The sequence below is a fragment of the Mycolicibacter sinensis genome, from assembly GCF_001673565.1.
In the GTDB taxonomy this organism is placed as follows: domain Bacteria; phylum Actinomycetota; class Actinomycetes; order Mycobacteriales; family Mycobacteriaceae; genus Mycobacterium; species Mycobacterium sinense_C.
The window spans coordinates 32911-48675 of the sequence record NZ_LZMF01000057.1 but is presented as its reverse complement, the minus strand read 5'-3'; the positions used below and the strand labels follow the sequence as shown (position 1 = coordinate 48675).

Below are 15765 nucleotides of genomic sequence, written 5' to 3'. Positions count from 1 at the left end.
GTCTGGAGCTCAAACCCCTAGAGCAGGCCCCGTTGCGCGCATACGGCGCGGCAGGAGGCCGGGTCGGTGAAGAGCTCCCCCGCCAGCCCCGCCGAGACCGCACCGTCCACGTTCTCATCCAGGTCGTCGAAGTACAGCAGCTCCTCCGCGCGGGATCCCATGCGTTTGGCGGTCAGCGCATAGATCGCCGGGTCGGGCTTACGGATCCCAACTTGGGACGAATCCACCACAGCGGTAAAGCTTTCCACAGGAAGCACGCCGCTGCGCCACCACGAGGCCGCCTCTTTGGCGTTGTTGGTCAGCACCCCGACCTTGATCCCGCGGGCGGTCAGGTCACCGATCAGCGTCACCATTTCAGCTCGCACCCGCTGACCGGCCGCCAGGCAGTCGGCCAGGCGCCGAATGTCAACGGCCACCCCGAGGCGTTCGGAGACGTCCCGGCAGGCGAACTTGAGGAAGTCGCGAATGGCAAGCTGCCCGCATTCCACCTCGGCGAACACCGGCCCACGCAGCTGGTCGACAAAGGTATCTAACGGAATACCGAGCTCGCGGGCATACGCCCGGCATGCCTCGAACGGATCGACCGTCAGCACCCCACCCATGTCGAAGACGACCGCGGAGATCCCGCCGGCCTCAGCGCGGGGCATTGGCCTGGGCGTCCTTGATGCGCTCGACGGCGCGCATCAGGTCGTCGGATCGCTGACGTTCCGCCGCCAGTATGGCCGCCGCCTCGGCGTCGTCAGCCGCGCCGTCCAGCACCTCTTCGGCCTGTCGAATGCGCTCCCGGCAAGCCGCTATCTCGCCGACCAGCCGATCAGATGCCCCCACAACTGTCAGTAGGTCCTCGTCATCCCAGTCCGATGGCCCGAGCATCGCTTCGGGCGGAATGGGCTGCGGGGATTGGTGATTCATTACTTCGCGATCTCCACCCGCGGGAAATTGAACAGTCGGCGGGCGTTGAGTTCGACGATCTTGTGCGTGTCCTCGTCGGGCACCTTGGCGAAGACCTCCTGCGCGATTCTGCGACTGTTGGGCCAGTTGGAATCCGAGTGTGGGTAATCGCACTCCCACAGGATGTTGTCCAGGCCGACCTTGTCGCGAGCCTCCAGCCCGTGCCGATCGTCGATGAAGCACGAATAGACGTGCTTGTAGTACAGCTCCGACGGCCGGTACTCCTGATTGACGTTCTGGTAGAAGCGATGCCGTTCCCACACGTAGTCGGCGCGCTCGAGCATGTAGGGAACCCAACCGATGCCGCCCTCGGACAACGCGACCTTGAGCTTGGGGTGACGGTGGAAGACCGGCGAGAACAGCAGATCGGTCAATGCGGACATCGAGTTGGTGCCAAACAGCGTAATGCTGACCGCCATGGGCCCTTCGGGCGAGGGTTTCGGGGACTGGCCCGAGGTGCCGAAGTGCATGGACAGCGGCAGGTCATATTCCTCGGCGACGCTGAACAACGGATTCCAGTGATCGGTGTGGATCGACGGCAGCCCCAGCGGGTGCGGATTCTCCGGGAATGCGATGGTCCGGGCGCCCTTGGCGAAAGTGCGATGCACCTCGGCCACCGAGAGCTGCACATCCCACAACGGCAAGATCACCAGTGGGATGTAGCGGTGCGGCGCCGCCGCACACCACTCGTCGAGGATGAAGTCGTTGAACGCCTGCACGCTGGCCAGCGCCACATCGCGGTCCTCGCCCTCCAGGAAGACGGTGCCGGCGAACCGCGGGAAGGACGGGAAGCACAGGGCTGCCTCCACCCCGTCGAGGTCCATGTCTGCCAGCCGCTGCACCGGGTCGTAGCAGCCCGGCAGCATCTCATCGAACCGTGATGGGTCGATGCCGTACTCCTCGGGCTTCTTGCCCGCGACGGCGTTCAGGCCGATCTGCGGGTAGGTCTTGCCCTGATATTCCCAGACCTGGCTGGGCGGTCCCCCCTTAGAACGCGGCACCTCAACGATCCGCGGGCCGAGCGCGGCATACTTGGCCGGTAAGCGATCCGACCAGACCCTCGGATGCTCGATGAGGTGGTCATCGACGGAGATCAACTGCATGCGATCCTGCAGCGGCATGAATACTCCTAATGTATAACCTGGTTATTTGATTCTAGTCTAACGTCGAAACGATGCGCCCGGAAGGGCCTGCGGCAGGATCAACCCGCACGGCGTTCGAGCACGTGGACCGCACATGCACTGCCCAGGCCGAGGACGTGTGCCAAGCCGACCTTGGCGCCGTCGATCTGCCGATCACCGGCCTCATCGCGCAGGTGCGTGACAACCTCGAACACCCCGGCGATACCGGTGGCACCCAGAGGATGCCCCTTCGACAACAACCCGCCGGAGATGTTGACGGGCGTCTTACCGCCGCGCCACGGCGCCCCGGAATCAAGGAAGCTCGCCGCTCCACCCCGTTCGCACAGGCCCAGATTCTCGTAGTGCACCAACTCCGCTGTGGCGAAACAGTCGTGTAGTTCGACCATGTCGAGGTCGCCGGGCCCGATGCCGGCAGCCTCGTAGGCCTGGTTCGCCGCATTTTGCGTGACGGTGTCCACGTCCCACGATGCCTCGGCCTGCTCGACCCACGGATCGCTGACCAACACCGAGGCGCTGACCTTGACCGCGCGGTCGCGCACGCCGGGGTCCAGCTTGCTCAGGGCGGCATTGGTGGCCAGTACCACGGCCGCGGCGCCGTCACCGGTCGGCGAACACATCAGGGCGGTGTTCGGATACGCGATCACATCGCCACCGGCGATCTGCTCGAGGCTGAACTCCTTGCGGTACTGGGCCAGTGGATTCAGCGCGGAGTTCAGGTGGTTCTTCTGCGCCACCTTATAGAAGTGTTCGACCGTGGCCTCGGGGTTGCGGGCCAGGTAGGCCACTCCCGCCTCGGCGAACACCGAGGGCATCAGGGCGCTGCCGATCACACCTTCGGGCTCGACGACGGCGCCATCCCGGCCGCGCGGACTGAACTCAGACCCGCGCGGCTCTTCACCGGCGGCCAGCAGACCGCGCTTGCCGAGTTGTTCGCACCCGATGGCCAGCGCCAGGTCGGCCTCGCCGGCACGCAGCGAGAGCAACGCCGTGCGCAGCGCCGTCGCACCGGTCGCACACGCGTTCGATACGTTGTAGACCGGTGCGCCGGTCTGTCCGATCTGATGCATGATCCGCTGCCCCACTCCGGTAATCCCCTCGAAGACATTACCGACGGCAACCGTCTGCATTTGATGAATGGTGGTGCCACTGTCGGCGAGCGCACTGCGAGCGGCGCTCGCTCCCAGGTCGACTAGGTCGGCATCAGGAAAACGACCGAACTTGGTCATGGCCGCACCGACGATCCACACGGTGTCCGTCATTATTTCTGCACCTCGAATTCGTACGACACCGCTTCCACCCCGCGACTGTCGGTTCCGATCGATCTGGTGCGCATCCTCGCGCGCCGGCCGACCGCCGCCACCGGGTCCTCGGCGGCACCGGTCAGGTTGGTCCGCACATGGCCACCACCGTCGAGAGCCACCACACCGCTGACGAACGGCGTCTGCACGCCTTCTGGGGCGCGATGGACCACTGATGCCGCTGTCACCACCCCGACGTCACCGAGGTCGACGCGCTCGCCAAGTTCGGCTCCGCCGCAGCGCGAACACGCTGAACGACGTAGCAGGTAGACGGCGCCGCAGTCGGCGCAACGAAGCCCCGTCAGATGCGGACGCTCGCCGAGCACCAGGTAGTTGACGACCGGTATGACGTGATCGGTCATGCGGGGGACCTTTCAGGTTCGGCGCTGGACTCGAGAAGGACCGTGGCCGAACCGGATACGGCCACCCCGCCGGGAGCACGCGAAATCGTCAGCTCGATCTCGGCGGTGTCGCCGTCGTCGGTGGACGTCACCGCGGTCACGGTGCCCCGGCACACCAGTTCGTCACCGGGCCACACCTGCTCTGCGAACCGGACCGCGAGCCGACGGACACTGCTTGGGCCGAACAGGTCCACGCAGTAGGTGGCCGCATACCCCGCTTGCAGCATGCCGACGCTGAACACTCCGGGCATCCCCGCCGACCGAGCGAATTCGAGATCGTGGTGGATCGGGTTGAAGTCACCGCTGGCGCCCTGGTAGCGAATGATGTCGGTGTGCGTCTGCGGCCCGAAGCGTCGTTCGGGCAGCGCCGCCCCGGCGCCGAACCGAGCTGGCGCGCTCATGATTCGGCCCGCTCGATCACGGTGGCACGCCCCTCTGCGGCCACACTGCCGTCGGGTCGGGTGAACCGGGTGAGCACGACGACCACCGTCATCACACCACCGCGGCTGCTGTGCTTTTCGGTCACCGATTCCACCGAGGTCTCCGCGTGCAGGCAGTCTCCGGCCTGCGGCAGGGGACCGGTGAAGGTGTACTCCTGACCGCCCTGCAGAACCCGGCTCAGATTCAGGCCCAGCAGGGTCGCCAGCGGTGGGTCCTGTGGTTCCCAGTGCATGCTGGTGGCCATGAACGTCGGCGGGACCGGCGGGTTCGCGGTTCGGTAGACGGGGTCGGTCGCCTCGGTGGCTGCGGCGAACTCACGGATCTTACCCCGCTCGATGGGCATGTCGTAGCTGAAAAGGACTGTCCCGATCAGCTTTTGGGCGGGGTGGCTGGTCGATGCGCTCATCGGGCGGCCCGACATCCGGTGATGTCGGCGCCCGGCAGCGCCTTGTCCAACAGTGCGGGCATTTCCTGATCCAACCGGGCCAACGTCCAGCGCTCGGCGCTGCGAACCTCCGGGCCGTAGGCCCAACCGTCGACCACCGCGATGGTGCCGCCGATCGCCGCCAGCACCCGGCCGGTCACACTTCGGGCCACAGGGCCGGCCAGCCACAGTACCAGCGGTGAGACGCCCTCCGGTGCCATGTCGGTCGACGCCGCCAGATCATGCATAGCCGGAACATCGTCGGTCAACCGAGTCAGCGCCGTAGGTGCGACCGCGTTGACGGTGACGCCGTAGCGAGCCAGCTCCATGGCGGTGATGACGGTGAAGCCGGCGATCCCGGCTTTCGCCGAACCGTAGTTGCTTTGGCCTGGCGCGCCGAACAATCCCGATGGCGACGTGGTGTTGATGACGCGAGCGTCGACGGCGGTGCCGGCCTTGGATTGGTTGCGCCAGTATTCAGCTGCATGACGGGTCGGGCAGAACGTGCCCTTGAGATGCACGGCTATCACCGCGTCCCACTCGGCTTCCGACATCGAGGTCAGCATGCGGTCACGCAGGATGCCGGCGTTGTTGACGAGGACATCCAGCTTGCCGAAGTTGTCGACGGCCTGGTCGATCAGCGATTTCGCGCCGTCCCAGGTGCTGATGTCGTCGGTGTTGGCCGCGGCGCGCCCGCCGGCCGCGATGATCTCGTCGACCACCTGCTGGGCTGGACCGGTCGATCCCCCGCTGCCGTCACGGCTTCCGCCGAGATCGTTGACCACGACCGCGGCACCGGCCTGGCCGAAGGCGAGTGCGTGCGCACGGCCCAGACCATTGCCGGCTCCGGTGATGACGACGACGCGGTCAGTCAGATCGGACTGCACTGTCGGACTCCCTTGTTGTCTCAGAACCGCTTCATTGCGTTGCTGCGGTGGATAGTTCGAACTCTTCACGGACCTGTTTGCGCAGAATCTTCATGGCCGAGTTCCGTGGAATGGCATCGGCGAGTTGGATGCGTGTGGGCACCTTGTAGCCAGGCAGCCGACTGCGGGTCCACGCGATCAGTTCGTCGACGGAGATCTCGCCGGCAGCCACCACCACCGCGACGGGCACCTCTCCGAGTCGATCGTCGGCGATGCCGAAGACCACGGCCTCGCGCACCTGCGGATGGGCTTCGAGGCAGTCCTCGAGTTCGGCCGGGAATATCTTGAAGCCCCCCCGATTGATGACATCGTCGGCACGACCATGAATCCAGACGAAGCCGTCCGCGTCGACAATGCCCAGGTCGTTGGTGCGGACCCACTGCGCGTTGCCGCCGGAAGCCTGCGCCGAGCGGACCTGCAGGATGCCATGCTCACCGGCGTCAAGCAGCTCCCCGGTGTCCGGGTCGATCACCGAGATCTCGACGCCGGGATGGGAGCGCCCGACACTGCCGCGTTTGGTGTCTTTCCACTGTTGCCAGTCCTTGAGCGACCAACCGGCGATCCCACCGGTGAATTCGGTGGCCCCGTAACTGAGCAGCACCGGACAGCTGTAAGTCTCTTCGAACTGGGCGGCCAGGTCGGCCCCGGTCGGTGCCGCACCGGCCCACACCGCTTTGAGGCTGGCCAGCTTGGCCGGCGCCACGCCGGCATCGAGCACCATGCGCAACGCGGCGGGGGGGAGCGACACCGACCGCGCCTGATATTCGGCGACTGCCTCGGACCACTCCAACGGTTCGAACTTGTCCTGTAACAGGGCGCGGCCGCCGCCATTGAGTGCGGTGATGATCGCCCAGAGCCCGCTGATATTGGTCGATGGGAGGGAGATGATCTGCACGCCGCCGCCGCGAACGCTACCGCTGCGCGCACTGCCCGTCATGTAGTGCTCCTGCGCACCGTTGAGCGCTTGCTCGATCTCTTTGTACCGCAACGGGATCCGCTTCGGCGGACCGGTGGTGCCGCTGGTTGGCATGAGCACCGCCACACCGTCGTCGATGGCCGCGCATGACGCATTGGTTCGCGGCGTCACCACTGTCGCCGCCGACTCCGCACCAGAGGGCACGTCGACCTGCACACCCAAAGCGCCGCAGGTGGTCACGGCCTTGACCAACTCCGGGCGCGCCCAGTCCTCGCCGTCGGCCAGCACGGCCGCCGGACGCAGGGCCAGCACCTCGTCGCCAACGGCCCCGTCGGGAGTCAGCGGGTTGAGCACGATGAGCGGACGTTCGGTGGCGAACACCACCGTGAGAGCGGCCACCAGTCCCGGGCGGTTGCGCATGAAGATGCCCACCGGATCGCCCCGGCCGACACCGTGTTCGGCGAGCAGAGTATCGATCGTCCGCGCGGCCGCGGCGAACTCGCTTCGGCTTCGCCACTCGCCGCGATAGCACAGCAACGGCTCGTCACCCGCGACATTCATCCGCCGCTGCATTGTTTCGATCAAATTCATCCAGACACCCTCACCGAACGTGGCGCGCTAACACTCAAACAAGCAGATTAATATAACCAGGTTAGCGTAACAAGATTACATGGATCTTGGAAACCGTTCGCGGGTCGAACCTTCGGCGGGCGGGTCGCAGACCACCACGACCGGCGAGCGGCCAGCTGGGCGACCGACGTCACGGTGACCAAGAGGGTGACTGAAACCACTACACCGCAATGTTTTCAAGCGCAAAGCACTACCGCGCGATACCGCGATAGCAGTCGGGGTATCGCCCGGTGAGCACAACGTTGCCGACGGTGTCAGGTGATGGCGCCGTCGATCTTCATCTGCACCAGTTCGTCCCAGTCGTAGCCCGCGTCGAGCAGCAGTCGATCGGTGTCAGCGCCCAGGTCTGGTGCCGCGACCGGCTGGGGTGCGGCGCCTTCGAACTGGATCGGCGCCATCGCCACCGAGACGGATACCTCATCGTCGCGTCGTACGGCTTCCACGTAGCCGTTGGCTACCACCTGTGGATCGGCGGCGACTTCACACGGAGTCTGCACCAGCGCCCACACGCCACGCTGCCGTCCGAGCAGCTCGGACCATTGGGCCGCGGTACGTTGCGCGAACACGGCGTCGAGCTCGGCGATGCAGGCGGCGCTGTTCTCGGCGCGGGCAGCGGAGTCACGGAACCGCACGTCACTGGCCAAATCCGGGCGGCCGGCAAGTTCGACCAGCGGCGCCCAGAATCGGTCGGATTCGAGCATGACCAGGGCGATGTACCGGTCATCCTTGGTGCGGTAGGTGTTGCTGATCGGGTTGTGGGCCGATTGGTGATCGCCACGGGGCATCGCGTCGATGTCATAACACGATGCCGCGGCGATATGCGGGGCGGTCGCCCATACTGCCGCGCCCAGCAGGCTGACATCAACGACCTGGGATTCACCGGTGCGCTCGCGGCCCAGTAGCGCCGCGGCCACCCCGCCGGCGGCATAAAGCCCCGACTGCAGATCGCCGAAGGCGGCGCCCGGCATCGGCGGCGGATAGTCGGCGCCGGCCTCGGTGCTGACATGGCCTACCCCACCGCGCGACCAATAGGACGCCAGGTCGAATCCTCCGGTTGCGGATTCGTCGCCCTTGGGCCCCAGACCGCTTCCGCGCGCATAGACCAGCCGGGGGTTGACGGCCAGCAGATCGTCGACGTCGACCCGCAGCTTCTTGCGTACCGGCTCAAGGTAATTCGTCAGGAACACGTCGGCAGTGGCCACCAACCGCAGCAGGGCTTCGCGGCCCGGCTCAGTGGTGAGGTCGATACCGACGCTGGACTTGTTGCGGCTGAAGGTCTCGAACATGAACGGGACGGGTTGCTGGCCGGCGGCCGCCAGCGCGCCACTGACCAGTCCGCGCATCGGATCGCCGTGCACCGGGTGCTCGATCTTGATGACCTCGGCACCCCAATCCGCCAGTGCGACACCGGCCGACGGGATGAATCCCCACGTGGCGAGCTCGATGACACGAATGCCATCCATTACCCCGGGCATGCGCTGTTCTCCTCGTCTAGGTAGCGTAGCCATAATAGACTAACCACGTCATATAATTTGATGGGCATGGTCGCCGAGACTGCGAGGAGAGATCTGCGATGGGGCGGGTTAGAGGTAAGAAGGCACTGATCACCGGCGCCGCGCGCGGCCAAGGTCGGCACCACGCGATCCGGCTCGCCGAGGAGGGCGCCGATGTCATCCTGATCGACGTCTGCGCCGATATCCCCGGCGTCGGATACCCGATGGCCACACCCCAAGACCTCGATGAGACGGTACGGCTGGTCGAGAAGTTCGAACGCCGGGCCGTCCCGGTGATCGTGGATGTGCGGGACCGGTATTCAATGGACAAGGCCGTGCAAACAGCCGTCCAGACACTCGGCGGACTCGACGTCGTGGTGGCCAACGCCGGTATCTGTCCGATCGGTACCGACTACCCGGTCACGGCGTTCGCCGACGCCGTCGATGTCGACCTGGTGGGCGTGCTGAACACCATTCACGTTGCACTTCCGCTGATTTCGCAGGGCGGCTCGATCATAGCCACCGGATCGGTGGCAGCCATGCTGCCTAACGCCGTCAACAACCCCGGTAACGGCCCAGGCGGTGCAGGCTACGGCCTGGCCAAACAGTTCATCAGCGACTATGTGGTGGTACTGGCCCGCCAAGTTGCCTCCCAGGGCATCCGGGTCAACGCGGTGCACCCGACGAACTGCAACACCGACATGCTGCACAGCCCGCCGATGTACAAGGCATTCCGCAAGGACCTGGCCGAACCGACCCGGGCCGACGCCGAAGAGGCGTTCCCGCACATGCAGTCGATGCCCATCCCCTATGTCGAGCCCGACGACATCGCCAATGCCGTGGTGTTCCTGGCATCGGACGAATCCCGTTATGTCACCGGACTTCAGCTTCCGGTCGACGGAGGGGCACTGCTCAAGATCTGACAGGCCTTCCGCCCGGTCCGGCTTGCCGAGGGCAACCAGCCGACAAGGCTAGCCCGACGGCGCCCAGCGCGGCCGACGCTTCTCGGCGAACGCGGCGAGGCCTTCGCGGCCTTCCTCTGACGCGAAGTGCCGGGCCGATAGCTTTTCCAGTTGGGCCAGTTCGGTCTGCAGCGCCGCGATTGCATCGTTGCTTCGCGACAGTCGCTTGGTGGCGGCCAAGGCCTGCGGCGCGGCCAGGTTGAATGCTTCGGTGTACCGGCGTAATTCGTCATCGAGCCGCTCGGGTTCGACAACGACGTCGACCAATCCTGCCTGCTGCGCCCACTGCGCGGATACCGGTAGCCCAGTCAGGTACAACTGGTGGATGGCCGCGCTCGTCATCCGTGGACGCATCACCGCCGAGATCACCGCGGGCACCACTCCTAGGTGCACCTCGGTGCACGCGAAAGTCACCGAACTGCTGGCGATCACAACATCGCAGGCTGCGACCAGGCCCAGGCCACCGGCCCGGGCCACTCCAGCGAGGACCGCGATCACCGGCTTGGGGGAGCGCCAGATGTCGATAAGGATCTGCGGCACCGTCGCAGTGCGGAGTGCTGCCGGACCACCGCGGGCCTCTTTGAGGTCGGCACCCGAACAGAACACGGTCCCGGTGTGGCTCAATACGATGCTGCGCACACCATCCTCGGCGATCGCGTCCCGCAGCGCGGTATACAACTCGGTGCGCAGTTGTGTCGAGAGCGCATTGCGGTTGGCCGGCGAATCCAGCAGCAGTCGGGCAACGCCGCCGCCGACGTCGACCTTGACCAAGCTCACGCGCCGCGTCCCGCTTCGGCCTCTCCAGCTCGGGTCAGGCCGGCCAACCCGATCAGATCTTCGTGCAGTTCGAACCACACCGTGTGATAGCTGTCCAGTATCGGCTTGGACACGTAGTTGTTGTCACCGGCGGCGACCGCATCCGCAGCTTTGGCCAACCGAGTCCGATAGTGAGTCAACCGCGGTGCAGCACTGCAGATTCGCTCGACGAGCGGCAGTACCTGCCGATGCAGTCCCAGCAGCCGTCGCAGAACCTCCGCGTCGTATGCTGCGTCGGTATGGTCGTTGGGCTGATCGGGGCCGCGAGTCTGCCAATCGGTGACGATCTCCTTGAGTTCCGTGTTGTGCTCGGTGAAGGCCTCATAGATCTCCGCCACGGCCGCCGCGTTGGCATCCTGGCGTTCGCTGACCACCAGTTCGGTGCAGCGCTCGCGCCCCACCGGTGTGATCCGGTAACCCATCGGCGTGTTCTTGAACAACCCGCGCTCGGTGTGATCATCCAATTGGGCCTGAACCTGCGCTGCGTCGGCGCCCAGGCTGCCGGCGACAGCATCGGCGGTTACGCGCCCCTTGATGGCAACGAGCCGCAGGATGGTCAGTTCGTCGATCATGATCAGCTTCCCTTGCTCGAGGTGATACCGGCTGAGGCCGCGATGGCTTCACGATGCGCACCGGCGGAGCCCAGCAGGGTGGCGTTCACCCGTGCGCGACGCAGATACCAGTGCGCGGAGTGCTCCCACGTGAAACCGGTACCACCGTGAATGTGGATACCGGCCTGGGCGGCCGAGGTCGCCGCACGAGTGCCGACGACGAACGCCAACTCGGCGTCGTCGAAGCTACGGCTGCTCACCGCCTGTTCCAGCACGCCCGCGGCCATCTCGACATCGAGCAGAGTTTCGGCGAGTCGGTGTTTGATCGCCTGGAACGACCCGATGGGCGCGCCGAACTGCGTTCGAGTCTTGGCGTAGTCGACCGACATCTCCAGACAGGCTCGAGCCACGCCGAGTTGCTCGGCCGCCACCGCCAGTAGGGCACGCCGGTAGCCTGTCCGCACCGCAGCCGTTGCGTTGTCGGCGACCAACCGGGCCGGTGCCCGGTCCAGGTCCACGCACAACAGGCCACGTTGCGGGTCCAATTCGTTGGCGGGCGTGGCCCGCACATCGGCGATGTCGACCATCAGCAGTCCGACGGTCTCGCCGATGGGGACCGCGATCAACAGTTCCTCGGCCGGAACGGGCGTGGTCAACGCCCACGCCGAGCCTCGCAGAAGGTACCGTCCCGCACCCGATTTGGCCGCGGTCACGGCGTCCGTCGACGCCTCGACGAGCCCGGTCAGGGCAACAGCATGGCGCTTCTCCGCCGCCGATGCCAGCAGGTCGACCGCACCGGCCTCGATCAGCAGCGTGGCGGCCAGTACCACCACGGGCAGAAAGGACGACGCCACGGGGTTGCGGCCAAGCTCTTCGCCGACCATGACCATTTCGCGCTCGGTCATGCCGAGTCCGCCGTGTGCGACGTCGAGCAGCAGACCGCCAACGTCGAGTTGGTCGACGACATCGTGGCCACTACCGCTGGAAATGGCTTGGCGGACGGCGCAGCGCAGATCGTCGAGCCGGTCTGAGCTCATGTAACTCTCCTCCAACCAATACCGTCGAAGAAAAGTATAACCAGGTTGACTTGAACAGTTACACGGGGATCAGTCGATCAGATCGAGCAGTTCGCGCTGCCCCTGGTTCGACAACATCTTCTCGGTGGTCTCTTCCAGGTGGCGACGCCAAAGCGTTTCGGCGTCCGCGGCTTTGCCCGCTTCCACCAGCCGGACCAGCTTGCGGTGCACCCGATGGGCGAGTTCGGAATCGGTGCGCTTCTGCGCATCGTCGGTGGCGTGCTGCCATACCGCCTGGGTGTGCGCCGTGGTGATCTCGGACATGATGTGCGCGAACAGCGCCAGCGTGTTGCTGCCCGACAGTTCGACGACCAGAGTGTGGAAGTCCGCGTGAATCTTGCCCCACCGGCGCGCATCAGTGATGCTCTCCGACTCCAGCTCAAGGGCCTCGTGCAGCCGCTGGATCGTACTGGGAGTGGAGTTCTCGGCGAGTAGACGTACCGCCGGTGGCTCGATGATGGAGCGCGCGCGGAACACGTCGAAAACCGTGGTACGGCCATATTGCAACAGGCCGCCGGCCTGTCGGGCCACCGGCTCCGGACGGGGAGCGTTGACCCGGGCGCCGCCCTTGCTCCCCCGCCGGATGGTCAGCAACGACTCGGACTGCAGGATGCGAATCGCCTCCCGCAGCACCGGTCGCGAGACCCCGTACTGAGCAAGCAGTTGCGCCTCGTTGGGCAGGAAGTCACCATCACGGAACTCGCCGAGAATAATTTTGCGGCGGACGTTGTCCGCGACCAGCTGACCTGCCGTCGGATGCGTTATGGCCTCACTATCGGGATACACGGCAATGATTGTCGCACCTAAATAGGAATCCTGGTTAGTGGATACCGCCGTCGGCTTTACGCGACCGCTCCAGCAACATCAGCAGCACAGGCAGCGGATGCTCGCTTGCCACCGCCCGCTGCCCCGCGTCAACGGTGCGAAACACCGAGTTCGGGTCACGGTGATCGACTACCGGTATGCCGTTGGCCTGCGCAGCACCGACCTGCCGCACCTCGACCGTGCAGCGCTCGCGCGCCCAACTCAACAGCGCAGCCATGTTCGAATCGGCGTCCTCCGACGGACTGGTCATTGGCAACAGGCCGGCGTAGATCTGGCCCGTCGATCCGTCGACCGTGACCGCGCTACCGGCGAGGTCGGCCAAAGCCCCCTTGCCGCAGCCCACCACGCAGGGGGTGTGCAGTTCCCGGCTGACTACCGCCGCGTGGGAGGTCGAGCCGCCCTGTTCGGTGATGACGGCTTGTGCGGCGATCATCCCGCCGACGTCGTTGGGGCTGGTCGTCACGCGAGCCAGCACCACACTTTCACCTTCGTCGGCGGCATCCTCGGCACTGTCACTGTCTGTCACCACCCGGCCCGCACCGACACCGGGACAGGCCGGTAGTCCGCTTGCCAACACCGTGGCGCCGGCCAGCGCGGACGGCTCGATGACCGGCGTAAGCAAGGTCTCCAACTGAGCGAGTGTCACCCGTGACAGCGCCTCGTCGACGTCGATCAGACCCTCGCGTTGCAGCGCCACGGCGATCGAAATCGCTGCTCGCGCAGATCTTTTCGCAGCACGCGTCTGCAGCAAAAAAAGCGCGCCGGACTCGACGGTGAACTCGATGTCCTGTACGTCGGCTGCGTCGTTCTCCAACCAGCGGGCCGCCTCCAGCAGTTGCCGGTAGATGTCCGGGTGGTGTTCGGCAAGTGCGGTCAACGGCATCGGATCGAACTTGCCGCTGACCACGTCCTCACCCTGACCGCGCGGCAACCACTCGCCGTATGGCAGGTTCTCCCCGGTCAACGGGTTGCGACTGAACAGCACACCGGTGCCGGAGTGTTCATCGAGATTGCCGAACACCATGGCCTGCACGGTGACCGAGGTGCCGGCCATCTTGCCTTCCAGGTTGTGGTGGCGCCGGTAGGCCACCGCGCGCGGCGAGTTCCACGACTCGAAGACTGCGGTGACCGCACCACGCAACTGCTCCCACGGATCCGCGGGCACCACACCGTCCCCCGGACCGACGACCTGGCGGTACAACTCGCGGAATCGGGCGTGGGTGTCGGCAGCGAACTCGCCACCACATTTGGTCGCCAGCATCTGCTCGACCTCGTCATTGATCCCGAGATTGAGCACTGTGTCCATCATCCCGGGCATGCTGGCCGGCGCACCGCTGCGCACCGACACCAGAAGCGGCACCGGCCCCTGCCCGAATGCGTGACCGGACTGCGCTTCCAGCCAGGACAAGCCGTCGCGCACCTGCGGCCACAGCCGCTCCAACAAGGCCTCGGGCCCCTCGAAGTACTGCCGACAGGCGTCTACGGTGGCCGTGAAAGCCGGTGGCGTGGGCAGTCCGGCGGCGCGGATCTTTGACAGGCCATAAGCCTTCCCGCCGACCAACCGTCGCGAATAGATACGGCTGCCGTCGAGCCGCACCACCAACTGCCCCTCCTTGAGGCGATCGACGACGGATTGGCCGTCCAGAGCGGACACCTGCAAACTCACTTACGACTCCTCGGTGCGACGTGATATCACTATCATATAACCAGGTTAGTAATTAGGTGCCAAGTGTCGCTACCCCAGACTGTACGGAGTGTGATGGAACGCCAACCGCCTTCACTCGATGCCTTTCGTCAACAGGCCAAGGCTTTCCTCGATGCCCACGCCGAGCATCGGCCCGACGGCTTTCCCGATGCCATGTATGCGCAATTCCGCTACCTGCGGGACCCCGAGCGCTTCCGGGCTGATTGCGTTGCCTGGCAACGGTTGCTCTTCGACAACGGATTCGCCGGCCTGACCTGGTCGCGTGAGGTCGGTGGTCAGGACCTGCCGTCGGCCTACGCCCTGGCCTGGGCAGATCTGGAGGCCGAGTACGAGATCCCGCGTGGTCTGTTCGGCGTGACCCTGGAGATGGTGGGTCCGACGCTGCTGGCGGTCGGCAATGACGAGCAGAGGAAACACTGCGAGGCCATCCTGCGCGGAGATGAGGTGTGGTGCCAGCTGTTCAGCGAGCCCGGCGCCGGCAGCGATCTGGCCGCGGTTGCCACCAAGGCGGTACGCACCGAGATCGGTTGGCGGATCAACGGGCAGAAGGTATGGACATCGGAGGCACGGCACGCGCAGTACGGCTATCTGATCGCGCGCAGCGATCCGACCCAATCGCGTCACAAGGGACTGACCGCATTCGTGGTGGACATGTCCACCCCGGGTATCGATGTGCGCCCACTCAAGCAGATGACCGGTGGGGCGTCCTTCGCGGAGGTCTTTTTCGATGATGTGGACCTGCCCGCCGATGCGGTGCTCGGCGAGGTCGGCGCGGGTTGGGCCGTCGCCATGGCCACCCTGGGATTCGAGCGATTCTCCAGCTTCGGCCGATCATTGGGCCGCCTGGTGCGCCAGGCCGGTGAACTGGGTTGGGACGACAGCGTCGCCCGCGAAGCCTTCATCGACGCGGTGATCGATCAGCGCGCGCTGGCCGCGTTCGAGGCCGGGATGCACCGCCGCCTGGTGACCGGTCAACCACCCGGGCCCGAGGCCGCGCTCGCCAAACTCGCAACCGGAAAGGTTGCCTCGCAGATTTCTGACGCGGTGGCCAAGCGGCTGGGTAACGATCTGTCCAAAACCGATCCCACCCTCGACGACTGGCGATTGGTGGTGCTGTCGGCACCCGCGTTTCACATCGCCGGCGGCACCGACGAGATCGTCAAGACCATGATCGCCGAGCGCGTGCTCGGACTCCCGAAAGGCTGATG

General features: G+C 65.6%; 17 protein-coding genes. 2 read left to right on the top strand and 15 right to left on the bottom strand.

What is annotated here, in order from left to right; all coding sequences use genetic code 11:
- Positions 1-17: 17 nt before the first annotated feature.
- The 10 genes from A5648_RS08900 to A5648_RS08855 form a co-directional block, all read right to left on the bottom strand.
- On the bottom strand, positions 18-647 hold the full coding sequence (locus tag A5648_RS08900; protein WP_065024183.1) for an HAD family hydrolase: 630 nt from the start codon (positions 645-647) through the stop codon (positions 18-20).
- Entirely contained in the window at positions 634-912 is a 279-nt protein-coding gene (locus A5648_RS08895; protein ID WP_065024182.1) for a hypothetical protein, read from the bottom strand. Before A5648_RS08895 ends, A5648_RS08900 begins: the two co-directional genes overlap by 14 nt.
- A complete protein-coding gene (locus tag A5648_RS08890) occupies positions 912-2072 on the bottom strand; it encodes an amidohydrolase family protein (RefSeq protein WP_109470733.1) in 1161 nt (386 codons plus the stop codon). The genes A5648_RS08895 and A5648_RS08890 overlap by 1 nt, the downstream gene beginning before the upstream one ends.
- Before the next feature lie 80 nt (positions 2073-2152).
- Positions 2153-3352, bottom strand: a complete 1200-nt coding sequence (locus A5648_RS08885) for a thiolase C-terminal domain-containing protein (RefSeq protein ID WP_207511628.1) — start codon at positions 3350-3352, stop codon at positions 2153-2155.
- Positions 3352-3753 carry a Zn-ribbon domain-containing OB-fold protein gene (locus A5648_RS08880; protein ID WP_065024180.1) on the bottom strand — a complete coding sequence of 134 codons (402 nt, stop codon included), beginning with the start codon at positions 3751-3753 and terminating at the stop codon, positions 3352-3354. Before A5648_RS08880 ends, A5648_RS08885 begins: the two co-directional genes overlap by 1 nt.
- Positions 3750-4193 carry a MaoC/PaaZ C-terminal domain-containing protein gene (locus A5648_RS08875; RefSeq protein ID WP_065024179.1) on the bottom strand — a complete coding sequence of 148 codons (444 nt, stop codon included), beginning with the start codon at positions 4191-4193 and terminating at the stop codon, positions 3750-3752. The genes A5648_RS08880 and A5648_RS08875 overlap by 4 nt, the downstream gene beginning before the upstream one ends.
- Positions 4190-4639 carry an FAS1-like dehydratase domain-containing protein gene (locus A5648_RS08870; RefSeq protein ID WP_065024283.1) on the bottom strand — a complete coding sequence of 150 codons (450 nt, stop codon included), beginning with the start codon at positions 4637-4639 and terminating at the stop codon, positions 4190-4192. The genes A5648_RS08875 and A5648_RS08870 overlap by 4 nt, the downstream gene beginning before the upstream one ends.
- Positions 4636-5544 carry an SDR family oxidoreductase gene (locus A5648_RS08865; protein ID WP_065024178.1) on the bottom strand — a complete coding sequence of 303 codons (909 nt, stop codon included), beginning with the start codon at positions 5542-5544 and terminating at the stop codon, positions 4636-4638. The genes A5648_RS08870 and A5648_RS08865 overlap by 4 nt, the downstream gene beginning before the upstream one ends.
- A 31-nt stretch (positions 5545-5575) precedes the next feature.
- Entirely contained in the window at positions 5576-7090 is a 1515-nt protein-coding gene (locus A5648_RS08860) for a class I adenylate-forming enzyme family protein (protein WP_065024177.1), read from the bottom strand.
- A gap of 293 nt (positions 7091-7383) precedes the next feature.
- Positions 7384-8604: a CaiB/BaiF CoA transferase family protein gene (locus A5648_RS08855; protein ID WP_065024176.1), complete on the bottom strand. Its 1221-nt coding sequence runs from the start codon at positions 8602-8604 to the stop codon at positions 7384-7386.
- A gap of 98 nt (positions 8605-8702) precedes the next feature.
- On the opposite strand from A5648_RS08855, the gene A5648_RS08850 reads away from it, so the two are divergent.
- Entirely contained in the window at positions 8703-9545 is an 843-nt protein-coding gene (locus A5648_RS08850; protein WP_065024175.1) for a mycofactocin-coupled SDR family oxidoreductase, read from the top strand.
- 48 nt (positions 9546-9593) lie between these two features.
- Here the strand turns inward: A5648_RS08850 and A5648_RS08845 are convergent, their stop codons facing one another.
- The 5 genes from A5648_RS08845 to A5648_RS08825 form a co-directional block, all read right to left on the bottom strand.
- Positions 9594-10361, bottom strand: a complete 768-nt coding sequence (locus tag A5648_RS08845; RefSeq protein ID WP_065024174.1) for an enoyl-CoA hydratase-related protein — start codon at positions 10359-10361, stop codon at positions 9594-9596.
- Positions 10358-10972, bottom strand: a complete 615-nt coding sequence (locus tag A5648_RS08840) for a hypothetical protein (RefSeq protein ID WP_082966395.1) — start codon at positions 10970-10972, stop codon at positions 10358-10360. Before A5648_RS08840 ends, A5648_RS08845 begins: the two co-directional genes overlap by 4 nt.
- 2 nt (positions 10973-10974) lie before the next feature.
- Positions 10975-11988 (bottom strand): acyl-CoA dehydrogenase family protein, encoded by a 1014-nt coding sequence (locus A5648_RS08835; protein ID WP_065024173.1) that lies wholly within the window; start codon positions 11986-11988, stop codon positions 10975-10977.
- A 69-nt stretch (positions 11989-12057) separates the two neighbouring features.
- Positions 12058-12813 carry a FadR/GntR family transcriptional regulator gene (locus tag A5648_RS08830; protein WP_082966394.1) on the bottom strand — a complete coding sequence of 252 codons (756 nt, stop codon included), beginning with the start codon at positions 12811-12813 and terminating at the stop codon, positions 12058-12060.
- Between the two features lie 34 nt (positions 12814-12847).
- On the bottom strand, positions 12848-14452 hold the full coding sequence (locus tag A5648_RS08825) for a pyruvate, phosphate dikinase (protein WP_082966404.1): 1605 nt from the start codon (positions 14450-14452) through the stop codon (positions 12848-12850).
- Positions 14453-14611: 159 nt separating this feature from the next.
- Between A5648_RS08825 and A5648_RS08820 the strand changes: the two genes are divergently transcribed.
- Positions 14612-15763 (top strand): acyl-CoA dehydrogenase family protein, encoded by a 1152-nt coding sequence (locus A5648_RS08820; RefSeq protein WP_065024172.1) that lies wholly within the window; start codon positions 14612-14614, stop codon positions 15761-15763.
- The last annotated feature ends 2 nt before the right edge of the window (positions 15764-15765 follow it).